This is a genomic window from Gordonia sp. ABSL11-1 (assembly GCF_030315685.1).
In the GTDB taxonomy this organism is placed as follows: Bacteria; Actinomycetota; Actinomycetes; order Mycobacteriales; family Mycobacteriaceae; genus Gordonia.
Map to the genome: position 1 here is coordinate 117895 of NZ_JASXSI010000014.1, position 26388 is coordinate 144282.

Annotated in this window: 28 protein-coding genes; 25 read left to right on the forward strand and 3 right to left on the reverse strand. The window is 67.1% G+C overall.

Annotation, left to right across the window (positions count from 1 at the left end; translation table 11 throughout):
• The first annotated feature begins 37 nt into the window (after window positions 1-37).
• From QSJ19_RS16490 to QSJ19_RS16560, 15 genes are all read left to right on the forward strand, one after another.
• Window positions 38-406 (forward strand): RidA family protein, encoded by a 369-nt coding sequence (locus tag QSJ19_RS16490; protein ID WP_286321950.1) that lies wholly within the window; start codon window positions 38-40, stop codon window positions 404-406.
• Window positions 407-452: 46 nt separating this feature from the next.
• Window positions 453-971: a cupin domain-containing protein gene (locus tag QSJ19_RS16495; RefSeq protein WP_286321952.1), complete on the forward strand. Its 519-nt coding sequence runs from the start codon at window positions 453-455 to the stop codon at window positions 969-971.
• Between the two features lie 31 nt (window positions 972-1002).
• Window positions 1003-1950, forward strand: a complete 948-nt coding sequence (locus QSJ19_RS16500; RefSeq protein ID WP_286321954.1) for a PDR/VanB family oxidoreductase — start codon at window positions 1003-1005, stop codon at window positions 1948-1950.
• Between the two features lie 12 nt (window positions 1951-1962).
• Window positions 1963-2961 (forward strand): VOC family protein, encoded by a 999-nt coding sequence (locus tag QSJ19_RS16505; protein WP_286321956.1) that lies wholly within the window; start codon window positions 1963-1965, stop codon window positions 2959-2961.
• A complete protein-coding gene (locus QSJ19_RS16510; protein WP_286321957.1) occupies window positions 2958-3758 on the forward strand; it encodes an alpha/beta fold hydrolase in 801 nt (266 codons plus the stop codon). Before QSJ19_RS16505 ends, QSJ19_RS16510 begins: the two co-directional genes overlap by 4 nt.
• The gene (locus tag QSJ19_RS16515; RefSeq protein ID WP_286321958.1) at window positions 3755-4510 is read left to right on the forward strand and encodes an SDR family oxidoreductase; all 756 of its coding nucleotides are present in this window, start codon (window positions 3755-3757) and stop codon (window positions 4508-4510) included. The genes QSJ19_RS16510 and QSJ19_RS16515 overlap by 4 nt, the downstream gene beginning before the upstream one ends.
• A gap of 46 nt (window positions 4511-4556) precedes the next feature.
• Window positions 4557-5339, forward strand: a complete 783-nt coding sequence (locus tag QSJ19_RS16520; protein WP_286321959.1) for an SDR family oxidoreductase — start codon at window positions 4557-4559, stop codon at window positions 5337-5339.
• A 33-nt stretch (window positions 5340-5372) separates the two neighbouring features.
• Window positions 5373-7070 (forward strand): thiamine pyrophosphate-binding protein, encoded by a 1698-nt coding sequence (locus QSJ19_RS16525; protein ID WP_286321960.1) that lies wholly within the window; start codon window positions 5373-5375, stop codon window positions 7068-7070.
• Window positions 7067-7522, forward strand: a complete 456-nt coding sequence (locus QSJ19_RS16530; RefSeq protein ID WP_286321961.1) for a hydrolase — start codon at window positions 7067-7069, stop codon at window positions 7520-7522. Before QSJ19_RS16525 ends, QSJ19_RS16530 begins: the two co-directional genes overlap by 4 nt.
• Window positions 7519-7752, forward strand: a complete 234-nt coding sequence (locus QSJ19_RS16535; protein ID WP_286321963.1) for a recombinase-like helix-turn-helix domain-containing protein — start codon at window positions 7519-7521, stop codon at window positions 7750-7752. Before QSJ19_RS16530 ends, QSJ19_RS16535 begins: the two co-directional genes overlap by 4 nt.
• Window position 7753: 1 nt before the next feature.
• Window positions 7754-8851, forward strand: coding sequence for a Rieske 2Fe-2S domain-containing protein (locus tag QSJ19_RS16540; RefSeq protein ID WP_286321965.1), 1098 nt, complete (start codon window positions 7754-7756; stop codon window positions 8849-8851).
• Entirely contained in the window at window positions 8848-9213 is a 366-nt protein-coding gene (locus QSJ19_RS16545) for a hypothetical protein (protein ID WP_286321966.1), read from the forward strand. The genes QSJ19_RS16540 and QSJ19_RS16545 overlap by 4 nt, the downstream gene beginning before the upstream one ends.
• A complete protein-coding gene (locus QSJ19_RS16550) occupies window positions 9210-9608 on the forward strand; it encodes a RidA family protein (protein ID WP_286321967.1) in 399 nt (132 codons plus the stop codon). Before QSJ19_RS16545 ends, QSJ19_RS16550 begins: the two co-directional genes overlap by 4 nt.
• A gap of 60 nt (window positions 9609-9668) precedes the next feature.
• On the forward strand, window positions 9669-10946 hold the full coding sequence (locus QSJ19_RS16555; protein ID WP_286321969.1) for an MFS transporter: 1278 nt from the start codon (window positions 9669-9671) through the stop codon (window positions 10944-10946).
• A gap of 183 nt (window positions 10947-11129) precedes the next feature.
• Window positions 11130-12314, forward strand: coding sequence for an FAD-dependent monooxygenase (locus QSJ19_RS16560; RefSeq protein WP_286321970.1), 1185 nt, complete (start codon window positions 11130-11132; stop codon window positions 12312-12314).
• 9 nt (window positions 12315-12323) lie between these two features.
• On the opposite strand, the gene QSJ19_RS16565 is transcribed toward QSJ19_RS16560, so the two are convergent.
• Window positions 12324-13316, reverse strand: coding sequence for an XdhC family protein (locus QSJ19_RS16565; protein ID WP_286321971.1), 993 nt, complete (start codon window positions 13314-13316; stop codon window positions 12324-12326).
• 178 nt (window positions 13317-13494) lie between these two features.
• Between QSJ19_RS16565 and QSJ19_RS16570 the strand changes: the two genes are divergently transcribed.
• The 9 genes from QSJ19_RS16570 to QSJ19_RS16610 all read left to right on the forward strand — a co-directional run bounded on the left by QSJ19_RS16570 (window position 13495) and on the right by QSJ19_RS16610 (window position 22279).
• Window positions 13495-14040, forward strand: a complete 546-nt coding sequence (locus QSJ19_RS16570) for a MarR family winged helix-turn-helix transcriptional regulator (RefSeq protein WP_286321972.1) — start codon at window positions 13495-13497, stop codon at window positions 14038-14040.
• A 218-nt stretch (window positions 14041-14258) separates the two neighbouring features.
• On the forward strand, window positions 14259-15239 hold the full coding sequence (locus QSJ19_RS16575; protein WP_286321973.1) for an ABC transporter substrate-binding protein: 981 nt from the start codon (window positions 14259-14261) through the stop codon (window positions 15237-15239).
• 3 nt (window positions 15240-15242) lie between these two features.
• On the forward strand, window positions 15243-16034 hold the full coding sequence (locus QSJ19_RS16580) for an ABC transporter permease (protein ID WP_286321974.1): 792 nt from the start codon (window positions 15243-15245) through the stop codon (window positions 16032-16034).
• On the forward strand, window positions 16031-16921 hold the full coding sequence (locus tag QSJ19_RS16585) for an ABC transporter permease (protein ID WP_286321975.1): 891 nt from the start codon (window positions 16031-16033) through the stop codon (window positions 16919-16921). The genes QSJ19_RS16580 and QSJ19_RS16585 overlap by 4 nt, the downstream gene beginning before the upstream one ends.
• On the forward strand, window positions 16914-17717 hold the full coding sequence (locus QSJ19_RS16590; protein ID WP_286321976.1) for an ABC transporter ATP-binding protein: 804 nt from the start codon (window positions 16914-16916) through the stop codon (window positions 17715-17717). The genes QSJ19_RS16585 and QSJ19_RS16590 overlap by 8 nt, the downstream gene beginning before the upstream one ends.
• Window positions 17717-18547 carry an FAD binding domain-containing protein gene (locus QSJ19_RS16595; RefSeq protein ID WP_286321978.1) on the forward strand — a complete coding sequence of 277 codons (831 nt, stop codon included), beginning with the start codon at window positions 17717-17719 and terminating at the stop codon, window positions 18545-18547. Before QSJ19_RS16590 ends, QSJ19_RS16595 begins: the two co-directional genes overlap by 1 nt.
• A complete protein-coding gene (locus QSJ19_RS16600; RefSeq protein ID WP_286321979.1) occupies window positions 18544-19086 on the forward strand; it encodes a (2Fe-2S)-binding protein in 543 nt (180 codons plus the stop codon). The genes QSJ19_RS16595 and QSJ19_RS16600 overlap by 4 nt, the downstream gene beginning before the upstream one ends.
• Window positions 19083-21470, forward strand: coding sequence for a xanthine dehydrogenase family protein molybdopterin-binding subunit (locus QSJ19_RS16605; protein ID WP_286321980.1), 2388 nt, complete (start codon window positions 19083-19085; stop codon window positions 21468-21470). The genes QSJ19_RS16600 and QSJ19_RS16605 overlap by 4 nt, the downstream gene beginning before the upstream one ends.
• Window positions 21467-22279, forward strand: coding sequence for an aspartate dehydrogenase domain-containing protein (locus QSJ19_RS16610; RefSeq protein WP_286321981.1), 813 nt, complete (start codon window positions 21467-21469; stop codon window positions 22277-22279). Before QSJ19_RS16605 ends, QSJ19_RS16610 begins: the two co-directional genes overlap by 4 nt.
• Before the next feature lie 111 nt (window positions 22280-22390).
• On the opposite strand, the gene QSJ19_RS16615 is transcribed toward QSJ19_RS16610, so the two are convergent.
• Together QSJ19_RS16615 and QSJ19_RS16620 are read right to left on the reverse strand one after the other, a co-directional pair.
• Window positions 22391-24013, reverse strand: coding sequence for a long-chain fatty acid--CoA ligase (locus tag QSJ19_RS16615; protein WP_286321983.1), 1623 nt, complete (start codon window positions 24011-24013; stop codon window positions 22391-22393).
• A gap of 149 nt (window positions 24014-24162) precedes the next feature.
• On the reverse strand, window positions 24163-24834 hold the full coding sequence (locus QSJ19_RS16620; protein ID WP_286321985.1) for a TetR/AcrR family transcriptional regulator: 672 nt from the start codon (window positions 24832-24834) through the stop codon (window positions 24163-24165).
• Window positions 24835-25032: 198 nt separating this feature from the next.
• Here QSJ19_RS16620 and QSJ19_RS16625 point away from each other — a divergent pair, with 198 nt between their 5' ends.
• Entirely contained in the window at window positions 25033-26334 is a 1302-nt protein-coding gene (locus QSJ19_RS16625) for a lipase family protein (protein ID WP_286322019.1), read from the forward strand.
• Window positions 26335-26388 lie beyond the last annotated feature (54 nt).

Consider the following 26388-nt stretch of genomic DNA (forward strand, 5'->3'; position numbering starts at 1 on the left):
CCGAACCGACACCTCAGCCACCACCGAGAGGAACCCCATGTCCACCCCAGCACCCGCCGCCACCGAATCGGCGCATCCGTACAGTCCCGCCTACTCCGTGGCCGGATTCGGATTCGTCTCCGGCGCACTGTCCGTCGACGAAGACGGTCGTGCCGTCACCGGCATCGAACCGGCACTCGACGCCGCCGTCGCCCGCCTGACCGAACGACTCGCCACCGTCGACATGGCGCTCACCGACGTCGTCAAGACCACCTACTTCGTCACTGACGTCTCACTCCGCGACGCCGCAAACCGGCACTACGAGAAGATCTTCGCCACCCCGCGTCCGGCCCGGTCGTTCGTCGAGGTCGCCGCACTGCCTTACGGCGCAACCGTCGAGATCGAAGCGATCGCCCATCGCGGCTGACCCACAGCTGTCCACCCGAACATCACCACCACCGAAAGGACACATCATGAGTGCACCAGAGAAGCAGGCCGTCGACCTCGAGGCACAGATCGACTCGTGCATCGCCGGCCGCGAGTCACGCTACGAGGACTGGGACACCCTCGGCTTCCAGGCCGCCAAGGGCGGAGATCGTTTCAAGCGAGCCCAGATTCGCTACATCGGTTCGGGCGCCACCGGCAACCACGACGGTGACAACCGCACCCTGCCGTCCGAGCACTTCACCTTCTCCAATATGCGACTGCCGGTTGGGGCCGTCGGACCCGAGCACACCCACCACGATGTCGAGGAAGTGTTCTTCGTCCTCGAAGGTGAACTCGAGGTCGCCGTGCACGACGTTGAGGACGGCAACCGCAAGGCCGTCCGCAAGCTCGGCTACCGCGACCTGATCCGCGTGCCCGCAGGCGTTCCGCGCAGCCTCGCCAATGTCGGCGACGTCGACGCGCTGTTCTGCGTGATCATCGGCTCCAAGAAGCCGGAACTGCCCACTTACCCGCCGAGCTCGGAGATGTACGGCGTCACCCGCTGACACCGTCACCGACCGTCCGAGAGGATCACCGATGTCCGCAGACACGAGAGTCCTTCGCGTCCAACAGAAGACGTGGGAGGCCGACGGCATCACCAGCGTCACCTTCGTCGACCCCAGCGGTGCAGAACTGCCGCCGTGGGAGCCGGGCGCACACATCGCCCTACACCTTCCGGGTGGACTGACGCGCGAATACTCCCTGTGCTCCGACCCGCGTGACCCCTCCCACTGGACGGTCGCGGTGCTGCGCACCGAGCAGTCCCGGGGCGGCAGCATGCACGTCCATGACCGGTTGTCCGTCGGCGCCGAGATCGAGGTCGCCGGCCCCCGCAACGCGTTCGGCGTCGACGATGACGCCACCGAACACGTGCTCGTGGCCGGCGGCGTCGGGATCACCCCGATCGTGGCGATGATGCGTCACCTCGATCAGGCCGGGCACCGGTGGAAGATGCTGTACGCCGGACGGTCACGCAAGTCGATGGCATTCGTCGACGAAGTCTCCGCTCACGGCACCGCGACGATCCACGCCGACGACGAGGTCGGCGGACTCCCGGACCTCGACGCCGTGATCGGAGGCGCAGGGTCGGGTGCCGTCGTGTACTGCTGCGGCCCGGCGCCCCTGCTCGACGCGGTGGAGAAGGTGGTCCCCGAGGGTGCGGCCCTGCGGACCGAACGCTTTGCCGCACCCGTCGTCGCCGCACCGTCTGGTGACGACACCGCATTCGACGTGATCCTCGACCAGAGCGGACGCCGAATCCCGGTCGGCTGTGATGTGTCGGTGCTCGACGCGCTGCTCGACGCCGGTGTCGACGTGCCGAGCTCGTGCACCGAGGGGATCTGCGGCACCTGCGAGGTGGCCGTCGTCAAAGGCGATGTCGACCACCGCGACTTCCTGCTCAGCGACGCCGAACACGAACAGAACACCACAATGTTCCCGTGCGTATCCCGCTGCCGCTCCGCCGAACTCGTCCTCGACCTCTAGAAGGGTTCCACGATGCTCTACTCTCAGCGCCCCGTCATCACCGTCCAGCCTGTGTGCACCCTGCGCAGCCTCCGATCGGTGGCGCTGACGGTGCCCGATCCCAAAGCCTCCCGCGACTTTTACCACGAGGTGTGGGGACTGACCGCCGTCGACGAGGACGGCGATCGGTTCTGGCTGCGGGCCACCGGAACCGAGCATCACGTCCTCGACCTCCGGCCGGGTGACACGAACTCGCTCGGCGGCATCAGCTTCGCCCTCGGCACGCCGCGCGAGGTCGATGAGGCCGCCATCGCGCTCGAGCGCATCGGGGTTCCGTTGCTCCGCACCCCGGGCCTGCTCGACGACGCCGGCGGCGGGTACGGGCTGCAGTTCGTGGACCCGGAGGGTCGCACCATCGAGCTGTCGGCGGACACCTTCGCGGTGTCGAGCCAGGAGCCCGGCGGGCGCCGGGCAGTGCCCCGCAAGATCACCCACGTGGTGCTCAACACCACCGACATCGAGCGGACCGCCCAGTTCTACACCCAGGTCCTCGGCATGCGGATCTCCGACTGGTCCGAACGCCAGATGGCCTTCCTGCGCTGCAATTCCGACCACCACGTGATCGCGCTCAACCAGGCGACCTGGCCATCGATCAACCACATCGCCTACGAGATGACATCCATCGACCACTTCATGCGCGGCATCGGAAGCCTGCGGGCACACGGAATCGCACCACAGTGGGGTCCCGGCCGGCACGGACCCGGCGACAACACCTTCTCCTACTTCACCGACCCCGCCGGACTGGTGTGCGAGTACACCTCCGAGGTCGCCCAGATCGACGAGGACGCGTGGCTGTGCCGCACGTGGCGCCGCACCCCGGAACTGTCGGACACCTGGGGCACCGCCGGACCGCCCAGCACAACCGTGCGGTCGGCCATGGCCGGCATCCCCGACCTCGGCGCCCGCTCGCTGGTCACTCCGCGCGACGCCGACTACTTCTACGGCGCACCCGAGATGGCGCCCGCGTCATGACCACCGGATCCACCGCCACCGCTTCGACGACCCGCCTCCACGTCGTCGTGCGCCCCGCCGACGCGACTCAGTCGACCGTGGTGATGTTGCACGGGATCGGTGGCTCCGCCGAGTCGTGTGCGCCGCTGGCCGAGCACCTGGCCGCCGCCGGGGTGGGAACGGCCGCCGTCGACGCGCCCGGCTATGGCCGATCCGCAGACCCCACTGCCACAAACGATGTGGTCGCTGACGTCATCGACGTTCTCGACAACTTCTCCCCGGACCGGCCGGTGGTGATTCTCGGAACCTCCTGGGGCGGCGTCATCGCGATGTCGGTTTCGCTGCGCCGTCCTGACCGGGTCGCCGGCCTCGTTCTCGCCGACAGCACCCGCGGATCGGGCACCAGCGTCGAGAAGGCAGCGGCGATGCGATCACGAATCACCGAGTTGCGCGAGCACGGCGCCAGCGTCGTCGCCGCTGCTCGCGCAGCTCGGCTCACCGCACCCGAGGCTGATCCGGATGTGACCGGACAGGTTCGCCAATCGATGACGTCGGTGCGGATACCGGGTTTCACCGCGGCAGCCGAGTTCATGGCCGCGACCGATCTCGGGCCGCATCTCACTGAGATCGACTGTCCGACACTTGTCGTGGTCGGTGAGCACGACGTGATCACCGGTGTCGACGAATCCCGTCTGCTCGCCGAGCGAATCCCCAACGCACAGTTGCGCATCATCGCGAACGCCGGACACGTGGCGATCCAGGAACAACCCGCCGCCGTGGGCGCACTGGTCGTCGAGTTCCTCGAGGCGTTGTCATGACCGCCGCAACGGCCGCCGGCACGATCGTCGTCACCGGCGGCGGCCGCGGCCTCGGCCGCAGCATCGCTGAGCGCCTCGGCCGCGAGGGCCACCGCGTCGTCATCGCTGAACGTGACGCCGCCAACGCCAGGGTCGCCCAGGAAGCACTGACCGCCGACGGCGTCGACGCCACCGCCATCGTCACCGACATCGGCGACGTCGATTCGGTGCGGGCGCTGGCCGACCGGCTCGAGCGCGACGGTGACCGCGTCGTCGGACTGGTCAACAACGCCGCCATCGCAGACGGCGTCGGTGGCGCAACGTTCTTCGAACTCGGCGACGACGAGTTCGACCGGCTGTCGCAGGTCAACGTCCGGGGAACCTGGGCGGTCACCAAGTACCTGTGGCCGCTGCTGTCGGCGACGCAGGGCGCGATCGTCAACATCGCCTCGGATGTCGCGATGTACGGCTCACCGCGACTCGTGCACTACGTGTCGTCGAAAGCGGCGGTGATCGGCATGACCCGCTCGATGGCACGCGACGCCGGCGAGTACGGCGTGCGCGTCAACGCCGTGGCCCCGGGCCTGATCCGCGTCGAGGCCACCGAAGGGGTGCCCGACGAGCGCTACCGCACCTACGCCCAAGGTCGGGCGCTGAAACGCGAGCAGACCCCCGACGACGTCGCCGGAGTCGTGCGGTTCCTGCTCTCCGACGACGCCGCCTTCGTCACCGGACAGACCGTCGTCGTCGACGGCGGATTCATATTCCGCTGAAACCGATCCCGCAGAACACGACCCCGACCACCACCCAGGAGTACCCATGGACCTGCAGCTCAAGGGCCGCCGGATACTGATCACCGGAGCGAGTTCCGGCATCGGTCTCGCCACGGCCCGGATGCTCGCGGCCGAAGGCGCCCGCCTCGCGCTGTGCGCCCGGGAGGAGGACCGGCTGCGCGCCGCCACCGCCGACCTCGCCGAAATGACCGACGTCGTCACCGCCTCCTGCGACGTCACCGACCGCGCCTCGGTGACAGCGTTCGTCGACGACGCCGTCGGCCGGCTCGGTGGCCTCGACGGAATGGTCTGCAACGCCGGACGGTCGCTGATGCGCACCCTCGACGAGACCACCGACGACGAGATCCGCGACGAGTTCGACCTGAAGATCTTCGGCGCTCTCAACGTGATCCGTGCCGGACGGAAAGCGTTGGCCGACTCCGACTCCGCATCGATCGTGATCGTCAACGCCATCCTGTCCCGGCAGCCCGAACTCCGACTCGCCGTCACCGCCGCGGCCCGCGCCGGGCTGCTCAACCTGTCGCGCTCCCTGGCCGGCGACCTCGCGCCGGAAGGCATCCGGGTCAACTCAGTGCTGCTCGGCCTGGTCGACACCGGCCAGTGGCACCGCCGGTATCAGGAGAGCGAATCGGAACACGACTTCGACACCTGGAGCGCCGACATCGCACGCGACCGTGGAATCGCGTTGGGACGCTTCGGCACCGCCGACGAGCTGGCCTTCCCGGTCACCACGTTGCTGTCCCCGCTCAACAGCTACATGACCGGCGCCACCCTCGACGTCGGTGGCGGCGTCCACCGCTACGTCTGACCTTTCACACCCCAGCCCACAGGAGTACACGACATGTCCGCACAGCAGCCCGCGAACGACCGCCGCACCGGCGGCGACGTTCTGGTCGAGGTCATGCGCCGACACGGCATCACCACAGCATTCGGTGTGGTCAGCATCCACAACCTGCCGCTGGTGGAAGCCGTCGACCGCGACCTCACCTTCGTCGAGATGCGGCACGAGGCCGCCGCCGTCAACGCGGCCGACGGATATGCCCGCGCCTCCGGCACCATCGGCGTGGCCCTGACCAGCACAGGCACCGGCGCCGGCAACGCGGCCGGCTCGATGGTCGAAGCGCTGACCGCAGGCAGCCGGGTGCTGCACATCACCGGGCAGATCGAGAGCGAGTACCTGGCGCCCGGACGGCCCGCACCGAGCCGCGGGGTGATCCACGAGTTCCCGCGCCAGCCCGAGATGCTGGCCGCCGTCTCCGCCCACTCGACCACCATCGTCGACGCAAAAGACGTTGCAGCCGAGCTGGAATCGGCCATCGCGAAGATCCGCACCGCGCCACACGGGCCGGCCAGTGTGGAATGGCCGACCGACCTCCAATACCTCGCCGCGCCGGAGTCCCAGCGACCCATCGACCTCGCCGGGGACACCGGCACCGACCTCGACGAGACCGCCGTCGAGCGCGCTGCCGATCTGCTGCGAAACGCGCAGCGCCCACTGATCTGGCTCGGCGGCGGAGCGGCCGACGCCGGCGATCAGATCACCGACCTCGCCCAGCGACTCGGCGCGGGAATCCTCACCAGCAACTCCGGCCGCGGCATCGTCCCCGAGACCGATCCGCTGGTCATCGGCAACTTCGCCACCACCCCCGCGGTCCGGGAACTTCTCGCCGACGCTGACCTCCTGCTGGCCGTCGGCACACACTTCCGCTCCAACGAGACCGCGTCGTACAGTCTGAGACTCCCGGGCACCATCGTCCAGGTCGACATCGAACCGACCACCATCGGACGGGTCTACCCGGCAACGGTCGGTGTGGTCGGCGACGCCGCCCACGTCCTCGACCGGATCGCCGAGACCCTGCCCGCTGACCGCCACCCGTCGTCGGAGTGGACAGACCGCGTCACCAAGGTCCGCGACCGCGTGCGCGCCGATCTCACCGCCTACATCGGCGGCTACGCGGAGATCTGCACAGCCATCCGGGACGCACTGCCCGCGCGGTCGGTCATTGCCCGCGACGTCACCATCCCGTCGAGTCAGTGGGGCAACCGACTCCTGCCGATCCTCGACCGCGCCACCAACATCTTCCCGCTCGGCGGCGGCATCGGCCAGGGACTCGCGATGGGAATCGGTGCGGCACATGCCCGACCGGACGTCCCGACGCTGGTGATGGCCGGCGACGGCGGACTCGCCGTCCACCTCGGGGAGCTGGCAAGCCTGGCCGGCGCCGATGCCCACGTCATCGTTGTGGTCTTCAATGACGGCGGCTACGGAGTGTTGCGGAACATGCAGGAGAAGAACGGCTTCCGACGTTCCGGGGTTGACCTGCACACCCCGCGCTTCGACCTGCTCGCCGCATCCATGGACATCCGCTACCAACTGGTGCAGGGGCCGGGCGCGATCGGCGATGCACTCGCCGCCGCCGCCGACCACCCCGGCCCCACAGTCATCGAGGTCGATGTGGAGGCCCTCGACCCCGCGCCGGGACCGTTTGTCCCGCCCGTCCACGTGCCCACCGCCGACGAGCACGAGGCACGGTCATGAGCCCCCGCACCGTGTGGTGGCCCGATGGCGCGCAGCCCACGGTCGAAGCCGGCGAACAGGTGCACGTGCACGCGGCGGGCCCGGACGTGATCGACGCGATCCGGCTGGCGATTGCACATCCCGGCACCGTCCTCAGCCTGGTACTGGCCGAACCAGAAGCCCTCGACGACACCGAGGCCGCACTGCTCACCGACGTCGACGTACCCACCCTGGTCCTCGCATCGGCCCCGCACCCGGACACGGATCTGTCTGCCGCGCAACACATCGCCGGTGAGATCGATAACGGCGTCTTCGTCATCATCGACGGCTCCCCGCAGCCGGTGCATCTGCGCAGCGCGGAATCATTCCGCGAGTGGACCGCATCGTTCATGGCCATCGCCGAAGGACTCGCCGCCCGCGACGGACGACTGCTCACCCCTCCCACCCCTCTCCTCGAAGGAGCCCACCCATGATCACTCGCACAGCCCGCGAGCCGTATCTGGAAACCCACCAGACACATCCGGAACCCATCACGCCCTACGAGCGCAAACTCGCCGGATCGTTGACGGAGATCTTCAGCGGCGGCGCAACGACTCTCGATGAAGTCGTGGACGGACTGAACTCGCTCGGACTCAACGGTCCCGACGGTGGTCCGTGGACCGAGCAGACATTCCGCGCCGAGATGCGCAGATTGGGGAAATGACATGACCACCACCGAAACCACCCGTACCGAGGCTCCTCGCCGCCCCGCCCGCGGCCGCCCGACCTTCGCCGTCGGCACACGCCGCCACCTCGACGCCGACGAGATCGCGGCCACCGGCCTGCGTGACCGGTGGTATCCGATCCTGCCGTCGCACATGGTCGAAGCCGGCGCGATGGTGCCGGTCCGCCGGCTCGACGTCGACTGGGTGCTGTTCCGCGACGCACAGGGCGTGGTGCACATGCTCGAGGACCGCTGCCCGCACCGCAGCGCACCGCTGTCGGTCGGACAGCACCTCGGTGACCGCATCGCCTGCGCCTACCATGGGGTCCAGGTCGACGGCGGCGGCACCGTCGTCTCCGTACCGGGCATGCCTGGGTGTGCACTCGAAGGACGCAGGGCCACAGTGTCACTCGAGGTCGTCGAGGCCGCCGACACCATCTTCGCGTTCATCCCGCTCACCGCGGAATCGGTACCCACGCCGTTCGTCCTGCCCGATCGACTGTCCGACCCCGAGGTCTCGTGGTTCGGCAACTTCGCCGAGTGGGCCGGGCCATGGCGGTTCTACATGGACAATGTCCTCGACCCGATGCACGGCGCGTTCCTGCACCGCAACTCACACTCCATGTTCGGCGGCGACGTCTCCGCACGCTTCCGTATCCGCGAGACCGATCGCGGATTCTTCTTCGAGAAGACCGATCAGCGCGGCGTGAACTTCGACTGGGTCGAGTTCGTCCGCGGCTCCATGGACCACGTGGACCTCGAGATCCCCTACGGTCCGGGCGCCGGGCCCGGCGGGGTGTTCGGCATCGTCGGCATGAGCACACCCATCGACCGGTCGTCGTCGGCGATCTTCCACTGGCGCACCCGCCGCGTCAGCGGATGGGAACGCGAGACGTGGCGATTCATGTACCGGACCACCCTGGAAGAGAAGCACTGGGAGGTCCTCGAACAGGACCGAGAAGTGCTCGAGGCGCTGTCCGGCGACGCCGACCGCGAAGAGCACCTGTATCAGCACGACCTCGGTGTCTCCCGCATCCGGCGCATCTACCGCGCGGACGCGGTCGCTCAGGCCAAGCAACTCGCGGAACTGAACGCATGACCGTCGGCGAAACCGACGACGACACGATGATGCTCACCGTGGTGCTGCGTCACGACCAAGGTCAGAATCTCGAACAGTTGCAGGGCCGCCTCGACGCCAACGACTGGTGGCACGGCTTCCCGCCCGACGGCTGCGAGATCGTCTCCTGGGTGGTTGCGATGGGTATCGGTCAGATCGTCACCCTTCGGCTCCCGGCCTCCCGCCTCGCTGTGGTCAACGTCGAGTTGGAACGTCGCGCATGGGGCACCTTCGAGACCGACTTCTACCCGACGTATGACTTCCTGCCGGTCCGCGAACGTCTCACCCGGGAGTCCGACGCCCGGCGAGACCTCGCGCCGAAACGAGCGGAGTCCGTCGCATGACCCGCGTCGCGCACACCGCCGTGGCGGAGCCACCGCGCCCGGATATGTTCAGCAACGCCCGCGTCGTCGGCGACCAGTTCTTCCTGTCCGGCATGCACGCGGGTACACCCGATGGACCGGTCGGCGGGTCGGACACATACGCGCAGGCAGTCGAGGCTCTCCGCCGCGTGCAAGCGCTCACCGAGGCGTGCGGTGCGACCATCGACGACATCGTCGTGCTGCGCATCTACCTCACCGACATCGACGAGAAGACCGCGGTCGGCCGCGCCCGCAGCGCGATCTTCTCCGGTGATTTCCCCTGTTCGACCCTCGTCGAGGTGTCCCGGCTCGTCGAGCCGGGACTCACCGTCGAGATCGAAGCCCAGGGCTTCCTGCCCCGCTCGACCGGGCAGTAGCCGACTAGAATCAACCAATCCCCACCGGCGCAGCCCGCCGCAACACCCCGAGGACCCGTCATGAACGGACCGCACAGCTCCAGCGTCAACCCCGCCGACATCACCCGACCCAACTGGCCGGTGCTGATCCTCGCCTTTGTCGCCGTCGTGCTCGACGGCTACGACACCATCGCCCTCGGACTCTCTGTCCCCGCACTCTCCGACGACTGGGGCGTCGACCCGGCGCACTTCACCCCAGCTTTGTCGCTGACCAGCCTCGGCGTGGCCCTCGGCTACATCGCGGTGGGCCGGCTGACCGCACGGTTCGGGTGTCGCAACGTTGTCCTGGCCGCGGTCGTCGTGTTCACCCTCGGGTCGCTGCTCACCGCATGGGCGGGCGGCATCATCGAGCTCACCGTGCTGCGATTCGTGACCGGATTCGGTCTCGGAGCCGTGATGCCTGCAGCGGTGGCGCAGGCGACGGCGCTGAACCCGGCCCGCTTCCGCCAGCAGATCGCCGTCTTCGTGACCACCGGGATCTCGCTCGGTGCGCTCATCGCCGGCGTTCTCGGTGCCGCCCTCATCCGGTGGTTTGATTGGCCGTCGGTGTTCATCGTGGGCGCGATCGCCTCGGCGGCGCTGCTGCCGATGCTATGGATCTGGCTGCCCGACGAGCGCGCGGTCACCGGGGCGCAGCATGCTCCCGACACCGCGAAGCGCGACGCCTCCGTGGCCCGTCTTTTCGATCCGCAGGTCCGGCGCCGAACGATCCTGCTGTGGGCGTTCTCGTTCCTGATCTTCTGCGTGTACTACATCTTCTCGTCGTGGCTGCCGACCCTGCTGACCAGCTACGGCTTCAGCACGGGACTGGCACCGCTCGGCTCGGCGGCACTCGGCGTGGGCAGCATCATCGGCGCCGGTGTCCTGATGGTCGCAGCGCTGCGGTTCCGCATGACCTCCGTCCTCGCCACCACCTCCGTGGTCGCCATCGCGTTCCTCGTGCTGTCCACCTTCCTGGGCGCCGACAAGGCGATGCTGCTCATCGTGTTCGGCGGCGTGGGCCTGGGCTTGCAGGCCGGCATGATCGGCCAGGCCGCCGTCGCGGTCACGCTCTACCCGCAACGGACCGCCGCCACCGGAGTCGGCTGGACGTCGTCGATGGGCCGCCTGGGTTCGGTCGTCGGCCCGATCGTGGGCGGCGCCCTCATCGGCATGGGCCTGGCCACCAGCACCATCGTCCTGTTCGCCTGCATCCCCGTTGCCGTCGCCGCGGTGATCGTCGTCGCCTTGGGCCGGTCGGCACGGCGACGCCCCGCGAAAGTAGCAGGCGGACGGCCCGCCTCCGTCGGCGTGAGCTGACCCCCGGTCCCCGAGCGTCACCACCCCGGTCCCTGAGGAGCGAGGCGCTAGCCGAGCGTCACGACGGGCCCCCTTCGTGACGGACCTCCGCTAGCGCTCCGGCCCTCCTCAGTGAACGGTTGTTCTACCACGGTCCACCTCAGGGATCAGTTGAAACCCCCCACCACCGAGAGGTCGCACCCCATGACCGCAACACCGGCACACACCACCTCCGCAACACCACCCGCTCGCGACATCGCGATCGTCGGCGGCGGGATCGGCGGGCTTGCCGCAGCGATCGCACTGCGCAACGCCGGACTCGACGCCGTGGTCTTCGAACAGACAACGCAGTTCGCACGCGTCGGCGCCGACATCAACCTCACCCCCAACGCCGTCCGTGTGCTCGACACCGTCGGCGGCGACCTCGGTGCGCGCCTGCGCGACGGCGGCGCACAGCCCCGCTTCCGGATCAGCCGGATGTGGGACACGGGCGCGGAGACGTCCCGTATCCCCATGGGTGCGAGTGCCGAAGAGCGTTACGGTGCACCGCAGTTGACGCTGCACCGTGGTGATCTGATGTCGGCGATGCGGGATGCGGTGCCCGACTCCTGGATGCGGATGGGTCGGCGAGTGCAGACCATCGATTTCGGTGAGCGGGCCACGCTGGTGTTCGACGACGGCACCCGGCACGACTGCGACGTCGTGATCGGCGCCGACGGAATCCACTCACGGGTTCGCACAGCGATGTTCGGCCCGGAGCATCCGGAGTTCACCGGCGTCGTCGCCTACCGTGCCGTGCTGGACCGCGAGCAGGTCGCCCATCTGCCGAACATGGATTCGTTCACCAAATGGTGGGGTCCCGACCCGGACACCCAGATCGTCGTCTTCCCGCTCAACCAGGGCAAGGAGATCTTCGTCTTCGCGACCATCGGCCAACCCGAATGGACCGAGGAGTCGTGGACGACGCGTGGTTCGGTGGACGAACTCCGCGCCGCCTACCGCGACTTCCATCCCGAGGCCACCGCGTTGCTGGATGCGTGCAACGAGGTGATGAAATCAGCACTGTACGTGCGCGATCCACTGCAATCCTGGACCAACGGTCAGGGAGTTCTGCTCGGCGACGCCTGCCATCCGATGATGCCGTTCATGGCGCAGGGCGCGGGACAGGCGATCGAGGACGCGGCCGTCCTGGCGCGCTGCCTCGCGACCGGCGACGACACTGCCACCGCGGTACTTCGCTACCAGGAGACCCGTCGAGAGCGGACCGCGGCGATCCAGCGCGGCTCACGCAGCAACGAGTGGCTCAAGGAGGCCGGCAACGGTGACTGGGTGTACGAGTACGACGCCTGGTCGGTACCGCTCGGTGGGACCGCCACAGCCCACGCTTGACGCGACTGGTCAGACAGCGGAAACCGAACGGGCATGGATCAATTCGGCAGCAATGGCGATCGCGGTCTCGGCCGGTCCGCGATTGCCGATGGCGAGACCGATCGGGCTATGCAGTCGATTCAGCTGGTCTGGCGTGACACCCGTGTCGAGAAGTTCGCGCCGCCGTCGGGCATCCGCCCTCCGCGACCCTATCGCCCCGACGTAGAACGGCAGAACCGGCCATCGGGAGTCGTCGAGGCACTCGACCAGGACCGGGATGTCGATCTTCGGATCATGCGTGAGCACCACGAACACGGACCGCTCGTCGAACGCGCCGGAGTCACGCTCACGCACAACATGATCCGACGGCCAACCGCAGACAACGTCATGCGCGTGCGATAGCCGCGACGGAGTCGCGAAAACCGGACGTGCGTCGCACACCGTGACGCGATACCCCATTCGCGCACCGAGCACGGACATCTCGGCCGCGAAGTCGGTCGACCCGACGATGACCATCCTCGGTGCCGGCAGGAATCGCCGGATGATCGACCCGTCCTGTTCGAGGCGAGTCGCGCCCGAAACGCCGCCTACCACCGTGTGCATGGCGCCGCTCTCCGGTGTGGTTGTGTGCAGAACACAGGGCACACCTGCGCTCAACCGATCCACAACCACCGGCAACTCTGGGAACTGCCGGCGATCGACGCGTTCCACCAGAACACTCAATGAGCCACCGCAGGTGAGACCCGGCGCGACCAGATCCCCGTCCGGACCGTAACTCTCGAGCCGTGGGACCCCCGTGGTCAGTGTCTCCAGGGCACTCTCGTACAGAGCGCTCTCCACGCAACCGCCGGAGATACTGCCGACGACCGATCCGTCCTCGTGCACCAGCAGCATTGCGCCGGGATCACGTGGCGCGGAGCCGTGCGTGGCGACCACCGTGGCGAGGGCGCACGAGTGGTCCTCCTGCCACACCCGGTAGGCCTCGGCGAGCACGGGCTGGGACGTGGCGAGCACGGGATCCATCGACGACCATCTCCTGGATACGTGAGCGAATGCTCTGTACCGGAGCAGGATATGAACGTCCCACACCGGCGGGATACAGAGAAGCGTACACAACTTTTGCGCTAAGGTAATTTGGAAAGAGCCGAGCCGATCGCCATCCCGACCGGCTCGGCCGGAATCGTATGAGGGGTGGATGCCAATGCCAAGCGCATCAGGGGGCTTCGACGACGGCGTCGCGGGGATCATCCGCGGATGGGCGTCCGTGCGTCCGGAACTGGGTGTCGAACCGTTGGAGATCTTCGGCCGGCTGCACCGCAGCTACTTGCTGTATCGGTCCGAGATCAACGCCGGTTTCGAGCGTTTCGGGATCAACGAGGCAGGCTTCGACGTGCTCGCGTGCCTCCGGCGTGCGGAGCCGCACTACCGCCGAACCGCCGGCGAGCTGGCCAAGCAGACTCTCGTCACGACCGGGGGACTCACCCTGCGGGTCAACCGGCTCGAGAAGGCGGGACTCGTGACACGGCAACGGGACAACGACGACGCCCGCGTCGTCTACGTCGCCCTCACCGACGCGGGACGACAGCTGGTCGACGAGGTCTCTGATGCACACTTCGCCATGCTCGCCCGGTTGCTCGAGCCCATCGACGACCCCGACCGTCAACAACTCGCTCACCTGTTGTTCCGTCTCGAGGACTCCCTGCGTGCCGCCGGGGCAGGGATCGAGGACGAAGCCGCCAGCGCCTGAGCAGAATTCGTCGGGCACCGAAACCGGTGCCGCCCCGCCGTTCATCTGAATCGGGTTCCGAGTCCTTAACGTGAAGCTTACGTAAAACGTCCCGCGAAATTCGCCAAACCGTTGACCTCTTAGCGCAAAGACAGGCACACTCTCTTACAGCAAAGATGTTTGGCGCTAAGACGGATGTGTCAGTCTGACCCTCCGCGGAACGAAAGAGATTCAGCCCGATGAACAAGATTCGTACCGCGTTCGCCGCAGCCGCGGCGTGCGGTGTCATGGTGTTGTCCGCCTGCGGCGGTAGCGGTGGCGGGGGAACGGAAGCGGTCGCCCCGGACGGCAGCCTGGAGAAGACACAGATCACGGTCGGTGTCCTCCCACTCGCCGACTACGGCGCCGTCTATTGGGCCAACGAGAACGGCCTGTTCGAGAAGGAAGGCCTCGAGGTGACCCTCGAGCCCATCCAGGGCGGACCCATCGGCATCCAGAAGGTGGCCTCCGGCGAACTCGACTACGCGATCGCCAACACCATCTCCGCCTCGATCTCCCAGGCGCAGGGCGCGCCGGTCACCGACGTCGCCTACACCGCATCCCTCGGCAACGGCTCCGGGGCGATCTTCGTCAAACCGGATTCCCCGATCCAGACGATCGACGATCTGAACGGGAAGACTGTCGGTACCAACACGACTCGCAACATCGGTGACGTGACGTTCGCCAACCTGGCGCGGTCCGAAGGCAAGAAGGTCTCCCCGAACTGGGTGGAGGTACCGTTCCCGGAGATGGTGTCCGGTGTGCAGGCCGGCTCCATCGACGCCGGGTACACGCCGGAACCATTCTGGTCGGCCGCCCAGCAGGCCGGGATGCGCCGCGTGGTCGATCTGACCAACGGACCCAACGCCGGACTGGCCGCGTCGATCTTCGTCGCCGGCAACCGCTTTGTCGGCCAGAACCCGGACACCACAGCGGCATTCGCCCGCGCCATCTACGCCGCGGGTGGAGAGATGGCCGCCGACGAGCAGGCCGTGCGCAACTGGATTCCCAGTGTCGCCAAGGTCCCCGCGGACGTGGCCCAGACGATGGTGATGCCGACCTACTCGTCGGGTATGGATGTCGCGGCGCTGGAGAAGGTGTCGAACATGCTGAAGGAGCAGGGCTTGATCCCCGCGGACTTCGACATCAGCGACCACGTCTATCAGCTGCCCACGGACTGACCGATGCGCGTCGACAACGAACCATTGAGTCGGACGCGGGTGATCGCGTACGGAGTCGTGGGAACGCTCGGGACGGCCGCCGTCGCGCAGCTGCTGTTCCAGCCGTCGGTCATCGGTAAGCCGGGTCTACCCATCCCGACCCAGGTCGCCGGCGGTGTCGGAGACCTGATCGGTGACGGGACATTCTGGGAAGCAGTCGGTTTCACGCTGCAGGAGTGGTTGCTGGGTGTGCTGATCGCGTCCGTTGTCGGCGTGCTGATCGGCGGTCTCATGGGTGCGTTCACCTCGGTGTTCGTCGCCCTCGAGCTTCCGGTCGAGGTGTTCCGGGTGCTGCCGTCGGTGGCGGTGGGACCGATCCTCGTGCTGCTGATCGGCGCCGGGATGCTGCCGCTGTCACTGACCGTGGCGCTCGCCTGTCTCTGGCCGATCCTGCTCAACACCATGTACGGCGTGCGCGGCGCAGACGTGACCGCCGTGCAGACGGCCCGCAGCTTCGGGCTCTCCGAACTACGCATCCTCGGACGGGTCAAGATCCCGAGCGCACTGCCCTTCGCCTTCACCGGCATTCGCATCGCCGCATCGATCGGACTGATCGTGGCGGTGAGCGCCGAACTGCTGATCGGCAACGGCCAGGGGATCGGCGGGTACATCCTCGTCAACAGCGCAAACGCCACCGATCTCGACGTCGTGTACGCCGCCACACTGGTCGCCGGCCTGCTCGGCATGGCCGTCAGCGGTGTGTTCGCGGTGGTCGACTCGACCGCCTTCGGATGGAAGAAAGGCCTCGCACAATGACTCTGGCACAGGCAGATCGCGCGACGGTCACACAGCATCACACGATCGCGAACACACCCCCGGCGCGTAGCGCGCGCACCCTGCAGGCCCGCCGACTTCTCGGTCGTGGCGGTCTACGTCTGATTGTTCCCGTGCTGTTGCTCGTCATCTGGTATGCGCTGTCGCAATCACCGACGTCGGGACTGTTCGTCGCCGCGCCGGCCGACGCGTTCAGCCGGGTGTTCAGCGACTTCTTCAGTACCGACCCGAGCAAGCTGTTCCTTGGCGACGCCTTCTACGACGACCTCATCCCGAGTCTGTGGCGAGCGATGGCCGGCCTCGGCCTGGCCATCGTCATCGGGGTGGGCCTCGGTGTGCTGCTGGGGATGAGCCGCGTGATGACCGCGCTGTTCCAACCACTGATTCATCTCGGCAGGTCGCTGCCGAGCCCGGCACTGTTGGGCGTGTTCTTCTTCCTGTTCGGCACCGGCGACAGCCCGAAGATCTTCCTCATCGCCTTCAGCGTGGTGTGGCCGATCCTGCTGAACACCATGGACGGTGTCGGCAGCGTCGGCACGGCACGGATGCAGGCGGCCGCGGTCTTCAAGATCGGTCGCTTCGACACCCTGACACACATCGTCCTGCCGGGCGCCTCACCCAAGATCTTCGCGGGCATCCGGACCGCGATGTCGTTATCCCTGATCATCATGATCATCTCCGAATTGCAGAAGTCGGAGAACGGATTAGGGTATCTGCTCATCCAGACCCAACGAAACTTCGACTACACCGGATTCTGGGCGGTCCTGATCGTCCTGGCCGCCCTCGGGGTGGTACTCAATTTCATCTTCAAGGGCATCGAACGACGAGTCCTGGCCTGGCATCGAGGAGCAACAGCCCAACATGACTAGCACAACGACTATACCCGAAACCATCTCGGCGGCACTGTCTCTCGACGGTGTGTCCAAGTCCTACGGCGACAACCTCGCCGTCAGCGACGTCACCGCGCAGATCCCCGCCGGCAAGGTCAGCGTCATCGTCGGCCCGTCCGGCTGCGGAAAGTCGACACTGCTCCGGATGATCAGCGGACTCGACACGCCCACCGACGGTGGAGTCGAGTTCAACGGCACTCCCGTGCGCGGCGTTCCGGACGGGCTGGCGATGGTCTTCCAGGACTACTCGCGTTCGCTGTTCCCCTGGATGCGTGTCGACAAGAACGTCGCCTTCCCACTCAAGCACCTCGATACGGCCGAACGTACACAGCGTGTGCAGGAGGCCATCGAAGCGGTCGGGCTCGCCGGCAAGGAGAAGCTCTATCCCTGGCAGATGTCCGGCGGCATGCAGCAGCGCGTGGCCATCGCCCGCGCCCTCGCTCGCCATCCCGCGCTGCTGCTGATGGACGAGCCGTACGCATCCGTCGATGCCCAGACCCGCGCCGAGCTCGAAGATCTGCTGCTCACCATCCAGGCGCGGCTGGGCATCACCGTGCTGGTGGTCACCCACGACATCGACGAGAGTGTCTACCTGGCCGACCGCATCATCGTGCTGTCGAAGCCGCCGAGTGTGGTCGCCGAGGTGATCGACGTCGACCTGCCGCGTCCGCGCGATCAGATCCTCACCAAGGAAGACCCGGTGTTCGTCGAAACCCGCGCGCACGTCACGTCGTTGCTGCGCGGCGTGGAGGTGCCCGCGACGGACCGCCGCTGATGCGTGCGCAGGCTCTGGGGGCGGGAATGCTCGCGCAGTCCCAGTCGGCGATCGCCCCGTTTCGACTGCATCGGCCCACCACCCTCACGCAGGCCACTGTCCTGGTCGCCGAGTACCCGGAGGCGACCATCGCTGCCGGCTGCTCCGACCTCGTCGCCCGTATCCGGGAGGGCGAACGCATCGAGCGACTGATCTCGCTGCAACGCGTCGCCGAACTCCGCGAGATCGACGAGTCCGACGGCATGCTGCGCATCGGTGCAGCAGTGAGTCATCACGACGGATCGATGCACCCGATCGTCCGCACGGCGATACCGGGTTTCGCGGCGGCATGGAGTTCGATCGCAACGGTCCGCATCCGCTACACCGGCACCATCGGCGGCAACGTCATGGCCGCCCGGACCCGCTACGAGATGCCGCTGCTGCTGGGCGCGCTCGGCGCCGAATACGACTACGACGCAACGGGTCGGCTGCTCTGCAATGCCCGCGTGGACACCACCGGACTCCGCTGGTTCGGGTACGAACGGTCGATGCGGCCGACAGCAACGCTGGCACTCGCGGTCCGCGCAGCACCGGCCGGCGGGCTCGACATACGCGCCGTCGCAGGCTCCGAGTACCGGCCCGGCTATACCCTGACAGCGCATGCTCCCGGCGACGACCTGCGCGATCTGGCCCCGTCCGCACTCGCCGCGACTCTCGCCGATCAGCTGCCCGACGAGTGCGCCGACCACACCGGATCGGCCGACTACCGCCGTCACCTCGTGAAGGTGCTGACCGGCCGTATCCTGCGTGCGGCCGTCGACGACGGCGTGGAGAGGACACCGACACCATGATTCCAGACGATGGAGAGCTCACTGCCACAGTGCAGTTCGAACTCAACGGGCACACCCAGGCCGTCCGGGTCGACACCAACGAGACACTCCTCGGCATGCTGCGGTCCGAATTCGACTGCCGCGGTGTACGTGCCTCGTGTGAACGGGGCGTATGCGGCGCCTGCACCGTGCTGATCGACGACCTGCCCGTCGCGGCGTGTTCGACCTTCGCGTTCGCCGTCGACGGTGCCTCCGTACAGACCGTCGAAGGGCTCGCGGACGACGACGGCACCCCGTCGCCGGCGCAGCGCGGCTTCACCGAGTGCGGCGGATTCCAATGCGGCTATTGCACGTCGGGAATGCTGATGCTCACCACGGGCCTACTCCGGCACACCCCCGAACCGGATCGCGCGACGATCCGCGAGTGGATCTCGTCCAACACGTGCCGATGCACGGGATACGAGACGATCCTCGAGTCGGTGGAGTGTGCCGCGCGCATCGCAGCAGCCGATGCACCCCACAACGTTCCGGTGCAGCCGAAAGCCGAGGAGCATCGGTGACCGCCGTCGAGTCGTTCCAGCACGGCGTCGTCAACGATCCCGACCGCGGATATGTCATTCACGAGCTACCCACGGTCGATCCGGATCGGCGCATCACCGGGCGGGACAAACCACGTGCTGACGCCGGCGCCAAGGTCACCGGACGCGCCATCTACGGCACCGACCTGGCGCGCGCTGGGATGCTGCACGCGAAAGTGCTGCGCAGCCCACACGCCCACGCCCGCATCGTGTCCATCGACGCCGCTGCGGCACGTCGCGTGCCCGGTGTCAAAGCCGTCTTGACCCGCGCGGAAGCCGTTGGGCTGCAACCGTACGGGACGATGGTCAAGGACCAGCCCACCGTCGCCATGGACACCGTCCGATATGTCGGCGACATCGTCGCCGCGGTGGCCGCCGTCGACGAGCGAACAGCGCTCGAGGCCCTCGACTTCATCGACGTGCAGTACGAGATCCTCCCGGCCGTTTTCGATGTCGACGACGCGCTGGCCGAGGGTGCTCCGGTGATCCACCCGGAGCCGCCGCTCGGCGTGGTCCCCGGGTACGGCGACGGCGCCTCCGCGGTCTTGCGGCCCCGCGACAACGTCCCGTATGAGTTCCGCTACCGCACCGGTGATCCCGCCGCGTGGCAGCGCTGCGATCACATCTTCACCGACACCTTCTACTTCTCCCGCATGAACCACATGCATCTGGAGCCGTTCGTCACCGTCGCCGAGGCGAGCGACGACGAGATCGAGGTGTGGACGTCGACGCAGAGCCCGTTCAACCTCCGCAAGGAGCTCTCACGGATCTTCTCGCTGCCGGAGAACCGGATTCGGGTCCACGTTCCGCTCCTGGGCGGCGGGTTCGGAGCCAAGAACGGACCCAAGGCCGACCCGGTGGCGATTCGGCTGTCCCAGTTGTGCGGTGGCCGGCCGGTGCGGTTCGCGATGACCACCGAGGAGGTCTTCCTGACGGTCTCGCAACACGCGGCCAAACTCGTCGTGAGATCCGGTGTCACCTCGGACGGTACGTTCGTCGCCCGGGAATCGCTGGTGCTGCTCAACGGCGGCGCGTACGCGGAGCACAGCCCTCCAGTGGCGGAGAAGGCCGGCTACCGCATGCCCGGCGCGTATCGGTGGGACCACATCGATTCGGTCTGCCAGGTCGTCACCACCAACACGGTGCCCGCGGGCGCGATGCGCGGCTTCGGCGGCACCCAGGCCACCTGGGCCAGTGAACGCCAGGTGGACCTCATCGCGGAACGTCTCGGCCTGGACCCGTATGCTCTACGGGTCAGGAACTTCAAGGCACTCGGTGAAGAGTTCGTGCCCGGCGAGTCCGGCATCGACTCAGACCTCGACGAGGGGCTACGCGTCGTCGCCGACGCCATCGGCTACCACCAGCGAAGCCCGGCGGACTCAACCGGTCCGCTGCGGCGCGGCATGGGTGTCGCGGTCGGCGTGAAAGACGGCGGCGGCATCAACAAGCCGGCAATGGCGCGGGTCAAGGTGACGTCGAAAGGTGACGTGATCCTGAACTGTGCGCTGACCGAGATGGGCCAGGGCGGGCACTCGGCGATGTGTCAGCTCGTCGCCGACATCTTGCACACCCGCACGGAGCGGGTGACCTACGCCCGGATCGACACCGATAACACGCCGTTCGATCAAGGCACCAACGCGAGTTCCGGTGTGGCAGTGATGGGTCAGGCCGTACGCAACGCCGCCGAGACGCTCCGGAGGCAAGTCCTCGAATGGTCCGGCGACCAGTTCGGATTCGACCCGGCCCGGGCCGAACTCGACGACTGGACCGTCCGCGGCGACGGTGGCGACCCGCATCCGCTGTTCCCGCGCATCATGGAGATCTTCGGCAACACCGGTTTCGAGTTCTCCGCCGACGGATTCTACAAGGCTCGCAACGATCACCGCGCCCCGTTGGAGGCGCCTTGCGTGTTCTGGGAGATCGGCTGGGCAGCAGCTGAAGTGGAGGTCGACGTCGAGACCGGCTGCGTCAAGGTCCTACAGCTCGCCGTGAGTGGGGACGCCGGCAAGGTGATCAGCAAGATCGGGTGCCGCGGGCAGGATGAGGGCGCCGCGATATTCGGACTCGCACAGGCACTGTTCGAAGAGATGCGCTACGAAGACGGTGAACTGCTCAACGCGGAGGCGCTGCTGTACCGGGTGCCGCTCGCCGAAGACATTCCCGAACGATTCACCTCGATCACCCAGGAGCAAGGTCACGGAGCCGGACCATTCGGCGCCAAGGGTATGGGCGAGGGCGGCATGCTCCCTGTCGCTCCGGCGATCGCGCAGGCCATCGCCGACGCCACCGGCGCGCAACTCACAGAGTTGCCGATGACGCCGGAGCGCGTCTATCGGGCGATACGCAGATCGGGGGAGCCCCAATGACGACGTTCGCTCACCGACCACTTGCCCGTCGGGTCGCCGTACTCGGACACGGAACCATCGGCTCGGTGGTGGCAGCCGAACTCATGACCGGAAAGGTTGCCGGCGCCGAACTCTGCGGCGTCATCTGCCGTCGCCCGCACGGTGATTCGACGGTGCCGTGGACGACGTTGGATGATGCGCTCCATACCGCGGACGTGATCGTCGAATGTGCCGGCCAACAGGCGGTTCGCGACCGCGCAGCCGCGATCCTCGAGGCAGGTGTCGACCTGGTGCTGACCTCGGTAGGAGCGCTCAGCGACGTCGATCTGCGCGCTCGGCTGAGCGCCGCGGGCCCCGGCCGGATGATGATCACCAACGGGGCCATCGGCGGACTCGACATGCTCGCCGCAGCGCACGCGGCCGGTGGGTTGGACACCGTGACCCTCACCTCGACGAAGAAGCCGACAAGCCTGCTGCGGCCGTGGATGTCCGCCGACGAGAAGCAACGCCTCACCGACGCCTCAAAGCCGGTTCGGGCGTTCCGCGGAACGCCGGACGAGGCGGCGCGGCTGTTCCCCGAGTCGCTCAATGTCGCACTCGCCGTCGACCTCGCGGCCGGCGGACAGGGTAGGACGGTGGTGGAACTGATCGCCGATCCGCACACGCCGATGACCCGGCACGCCATCAGCGCCGACGGCGCGTTCGGTCGCTACTCGATGGTGTTCGAGAACCGGCCGAGTACCGATAACCCTCGCAGCAGCGCGATCGTTCCCTACTCGGTGTTGCAGACGATCGGATCGCTGGTGGGTCGGCGCCCGGTGTCGGTCTGAGCTCCACCGCGATTCGTCCTCCCGATTCGTCAAACCCTCCGCGAATTCACGTGGATTCTTGCGGATTTCGGGGGACGAACCATCCGGCCGGCAACCCACGGCGATCCTGGCTCAGATCCGCGTGACCTCCAGATCCCCATCGCTGTACTGCGACCGCAACCGTTTCTTGTCGAACTTGCCGACGCTGGTCTTCGGGACCTCGTTGATCACCGTCCAGTTCTCCGGCAGCTGCCATTTGGCGACCTTGTCGGACAGGAACTCTCGAAGGTCCTCGACTTTCGCGTCGGAACCTTCGCGCAGGACGACGGCCACCAGCGGCCGCTCATCCCACTTCGCATCGGGCACACCGATCACCGCGGCCTCGATGACGTCGGGATGTCCCATCACCTCGTTCTCGAGGTCGACTGAAGAGATCCACTCGCCGCCGGACTTGATGATGTCCTTGGTGCGGTCGGTGAGCGTGAGATAGCCGTCCGGCGTGATGGTTCCGACGTCGCCGGTGCGCAACCACCCGTCGTCGAACTTGTCGGCGGCGTCGATGCCGTAATACGAGCCGGTTATCCACGGTCCGCGGACCTCGACCTCGCCGACCGCCTTGCCGTCGTTGGGCATCACCTCGCCGAGGTCGTCGACGAGCCGTGCCTGCACCGACGCCGGGAACCGGCCCTGCGTGTAGCGGTAGCGCCACCGCTCCTCGCCCTCGGTGTGGGCCGGCGGTCGCGATACCGAGCCCAGGGGCGAGGTCTCGGTCATGCCCCAACCCTGGAGGATCTGGATGCCGTGGTCGGTGTCGAAGGTGTGCATCAGCGATGGCGGCACCGCCGACCCGCCGATGAGGACGTCGTGCATGCACGAGATGTCCTGCGGATGCTGTTCGAGATACTGGTGTAGCCCCTGCCAGATCGTCGGCACGGCTGCGGAGAACGTGGGCTGCTCCGCTGCGATCAGCGCGGCCAGAGGCTCGGGCTGCAGGAATCGATCGGGCATGATCATCGACGCGCCGATCATGAAGGCCGCGTACGGCAGACCCCATGCCATGGCGTGGAATTGGGGGACGATCGCCAACGCCCGATCTCCCTGCTTGAGCGCGGGCCCATCACTCATACAGACCTGCATCGAGTGCAGATAGATCGAACGATGTGAGTAGACAACACCTTTCGGGTCGCCCGTGGTGCCGGAGGTGTAGCACATCGCGGCGGCCGACCGTTCGTCGACCTCGGGCCAGTCGAACTCGGTGGGCTGATCGGCGATGAGGGCTTCGTAGGCGTGCACCTGCACCCCGTCGGGCACGTCGACGCCGTCGGCCGAGCCGCCGGTCACGATGACGTGCTTGACGGTCGTCAGCTGCGGCAGGTGAGGCGTCAGCAGCGGAAGGAGGGTGGGGTCGACGATGATGATTTGGTCCTCGCCGTGGTTGGCGACATGAATCAACTGCTCGGGGAACAGCCGGATGTTGAGGGTGTGCAGCACCGCGCCCATCGACGGCACCGCGAGATAAGCCTCGAGGTGTTCGGCGTTGTTCCACATGAACGTGCCGACGCGTTCGTCGCCGCTGACGCCGAGGCCCCGCAACGCGTGCGCAAGTTGGGCGCAGCGTCGGCCGACCTCGGCGTAGCTACGACGTCGGCCGCCCGCGTCGGTCCAGGTGACCACCTCGGCGGTGCCGTGGACGGTACTGCCGTGACGGAGTAGCTGCGCGATGGACAGCGGGGCGTCTTGCATGGTGCTCAGCATCGGTCTCTCCTCGTCGATGACTGCGTGGAAGCCAGACGATTGTCTCGCGCGGCACCGATGTGGATGACCGTTTTGACGGACCACGCTGTCCGACAGCGGCAGACCGTCCGGCATTCACCGGCGCGAATGACTCCGCAGGATTGCCCCGGTCATGAACCCGCGCGCATACCTGCCCGCACCGTGAGTACGAAGTCGGTCATGTCGTCGACCAGCGGTGTCCTCGTCCGGGCGGTGAGCACGCCGTCGGACTGGTCCAGCGCGTCGGCGATGAGATCGAACAATCCGCCGGTCACCGCGATCGCCATGTGCTCGGGCGGGCGCTCGCCGGCGGGATCGTCGAAGCGCGACCACACCGAGCGGATGAGGTCGGCGGCCTGGCGGCGGTTGGCGCGTCGTTGCCGCTCGACGGTGGGGGAGATGCCGCCTGACTGTCCGAAGGTGACGACGCCGACGCGGGGGTCGTCGGCCAGGGCGTCGACGAACATCGTCAGCAGCTGCCGCGTGACGTCGGCCTCGGAATCGTCCGGGTTGTCGGGCGCCGCGTAGAGCTTCTCGAAGATCGTATGCGTATTACGTTGCAGCAGTTCCAGATAGCAGGCCTCCTTGGTGGAGAAGTGCTCGTAGAAAGCCTTGTTGCCGACGTAGGCCATCTGGCAGATGGTCTCGATCGACGAGTTCGCGTAACCGTCCCGGGCGAAGAGCTCGAGCGCAGCGTCGAGGATCAACTCACGCCGTTGTTGCGCGCGCTCGGTCGCGTCCAGGCCCTTGATGCGGCGCCCGGCCGTCGACTGCTTCGCGGCGCTGCGTGCTTTCCCGGTCACCTCTCGAAGTGTAGAGCCAATTATCAACAAGAGCGCTTGTTCAGAACAAGCCCGTGTGCTGTACTGCTGTGGCCGACATCACCGACGACGGGGGCGCGCGTGGACACTCAGCATTGCGATCCGGCTCGATCAACGAACACGCGCGGAGGGAGGTCGAGGGGACGAGCATGGCGACGCGTGCTCATCGTCGTGACCACGATGATGGCGGCATCCGGACTGCTGATGTCGGTGCCCGCTGAGGCGAATCCAGGCTTCCCGCAGACATTTCCACCGAACCAGAACCAGCTTCCGCAATTGCCGCGCGAGCCCGACATCTACCGCGCACTGCCGATCACGACCCCGGATCGCGATCCCTGGTATAAGGATCCGCCGAACATCGGCGCATATGAGCCGGGCCAGGTCGTGCGGACACGCATCGTCCAGACCCGGGTGCTCGGGCTTCCGTTTCCCGTCCACACCAAACAGTTGCTGTTCCGGTCGGAGGATGCGCACGGCCGGCCGATCGTGACAGCAACCACGGTGATCATCCCCGGCATCCCGTGGACCGGCAGCCCGCGACCGGTTGTGTCGTTTCAGGAGGCCATCGACTCCACCAGCTCGTCGTGTAATCCGTCGTACACCCTGCAGACCGGTACCTTCAAAGAGGCGACCCTTGCAACGAGTTGGCTCGCACAGGGATTCGCCGTCAACGTGCCTGACTTCGACGGCAAGTTCAATACGTTCAGTACCTGGGACGAGGGCAAGATGGTGCTCGACAGCCTGCGTGCCGTGAAGAACGACAAGACGTTGGGCCTGCGGAACTCTGGGTTTGCGTTGTATGGATACTCCGGTGGTGGTTCGGGTTCCATCCGAGCGGCCGGTCTGCGCAAGACCTACGCCCCGGACGTGAGAATCCTGGGCACAGCCATGGGTGGCGCACCCGCGGACCTGGCGGCACAAGCGCGCTATGCGACGGGACCCCAGCCGGGCGTGACCGGAATCAGCAACTTCACCATGTGGCTCGGGTTCGCCGCGCTGTCCCGCGAGTATCCCGACATCTTCGACGCGGAGAAGCTGCTCACCCCGGCGGGCCAGAAGATCGTTGCCGACGTCGGCGACCGCTGTGTCTACACCGCCGCGATGACCGGGATGTGGCGCCCGATCCGCGACTACTTCCAGCCGGGCAAGACACTCGAGAAGGCGCCCGGGGTGATGCCGCTTCTTCGAGAACTCAGTCTGGACAAGCACATTCCGGATACGCCGGTCCTGTGGTTCCACGGGATCTGGGACGAACTGATCCCGCCGTCGACGGTGGTGCTCCCGGTGGTCCGCAAGTACTGGCAGGCTGGTGCCGACCTGCGTTTCGTCACCCTGCCGCTGCCTGAGCATGTCACCAACGCTGCCGTCGGTTGGGTGCCGGCGCAGGCATGGATCAGTGCGGTGCTGCGCGGAGCGTCACCGGGGCCGAAGTTCAAGCTCGACTATCCGGCCCCCTTGCCAGAGGGGTTTCCGGGGACGTGAGAACCTAGGGCCGTGAGACCCCGGCTGTCCCAGCCGTTTCCAATCCGCCGACCG

Coding starts and splice junctions, on each gene's coding strand:
- QSJ19_RS16495 (WP_286321952.1), top strand. CDS start 453: ATGAGTGCACCAGAGAAGCAGGCCGTCGACCTCGAGGCACAGATCGAC.
- QSJ19_RS16555 (WP_286321969.1), top strand. CDS start 9,669: ATGAACGGACCGCACAGCTCCAGCGTCAACCCCGCCGACATCACCCGA.
- QSJ19_RS16585 (WP_286321975.1), top strand. CDS start 16,031: ATGACTCTGGCACAGGCAGATCGCGCGACGGTCACACAGCATCACACG.
- QSJ19_RS16550 (WP_286321967.1), top strand. CDS start 9,210: ATGACCCGCGTCGCGCACACCGCCGTGGCGGAGCCACCGCGCCCGGAT.
- QSJ19_RS16600 (WP_286321979.1), top strand. CDS start 18,544: ATGATTCCAGACGATGGAGAGCTCACTGCCACAGTGCAGTTCGAACTC.
- QSJ19_RS16565 (WP_286321971.1), bottom strand. CDS start 13,316: ATGGATCCCGTGCTCGCCACGTCCCAGCCCGTGCTCGCCGAGGCCTAC.
- QSJ19_RS16575 (WP_286321973.1), top strand. CDS start 14,259: ATGAACAAGATTCGTACCGCGTTCGCCGCAGCCGCGGCGTGCGGTGTC.
- QSJ19_RS16505 (WP_286321956.1), top strand. CDS start 1,963: ATGCTCTACTCTCAGCGCCCCGTCATCACCGTCCAGCCTGTGTGCACC.
- QSJ19_RS16545 (WP_286321966.1), top strand. CDS start 8,848: ATGACCGTCGGCGAAACCGACGACGACACGATGATGCTCACCGTGGTG.
- QSJ19_RS16500 (WP_286321954.1), top strand. CDS start 1,003: ATGTCCGCAGACACGAGAGTCCTTCGCGTCCAACAGAAGACGTGGGAG.
- QSJ19_RS16535 (WP_286321963.1), top strand. CDS start 7,519: ATGATCACTCGCACAGCCCGCGAGCCGTATCTGGAAACCCACCAGACA.
- QSJ19_RS16520 (WP_286321959.1), top strand. CDS start 4,557: ATGGACCTGCAGCTCAAGGGCCGCCGGATACTGATCACCGGAGCGAGT.
- QSJ19_RS16540 (WP_286321965.1), top strand. CDS start 7,754: ATGACCACCACCGAAACCACCCGTACCGAGGCTCCTCGCCGCCCCGCC.
- QSJ19_RS16570 (WP_286321972.1), top strand. CDS start 13,495: ATGCCAAGCGCATCAGGGGGCTTCGACGACGGCGTCGCGGGGATCATC.
- QSJ19_RS16615 (WP_286321983.1), bottom strand. CDS start 24,013: ATGCTGAGCACCATGCAAGACGCCCCGCTGTCCATCGCGCAGCTACTC.
- QSJ19_RS16595 (WP_286321978.1), top strand. CDS start 17,717: ATGCGTGCGCAGGCTCTGGGGGCGGGAATGCTCGCGCAGTCCCAGTCG.
- QSJ19_RS16530 (WP_286321961.1), top strand. CDS start 7,067: ATGAGCCCCCGCACCGTGTGGTGGCCCGATGGCGCGCAGCCCACGGTC.
- QSJ19_RS16610 (WP_286321981.1), top strand. CDS start 21,467: ATGACGACGTTCGCTCACCGACCACTTGCCCGTCGGGTCGCCGTACTC.
- QSJ19_RS16525 (WP_286321960.1), top strand. CDS start 5,373: ATGTCCGCACAGCAGCCCGCGAACGACCGCCGCACCGGCGGCGACGTT.
- QSJ19_RS16590 (WP_286321976.1), top strand. CDS start 16,914: ATGACTAGCACAACGACTATACCCGAAACCATCTCGGCGGCACTGTCT.
- QSJ19_RS16580 (WP_286321974.1), top strand. CDS start 15,243: ATGCGCGTCGACAACGAACCATTGAGTCGGACGCGGGTGATCGCGTAC.
- QSJ19_RS16625 (WP_286322019.1), top strand. CDS start 25,033: ATGATGGCGGCATCCGGACTGCTGATGTCGGTGCCCGCTGAGGCGAAT.
- QSJ19_RS16515 (WP_286321958.1), top strand. CDS start 3,755: ATGACCGCCGCAACGGCCGCCGGCACGATCGTCGTCACCGGCGGCGGC.
- QSJ19_RS16560 (WP_286321970.1), top strand. CDS start 11,130: ATGACCGCAACACCGGCACACACCACCTCCGCAACACCACCCGCTCGC.
- QSJ19_RS16490 (WP_286321950.1), top strand. CDS start 38: ATGTCCACCCCAGCACCCGCCGCCACCGAATCGGCGCATCCGTACAGT.
- QSJ19_RS16510 (WP_286321957.1), top strand. CDS start 2,958: ATGACCACCGGATCCACCGCCACCGCTTCGACGACCCGCCTCCACGTC.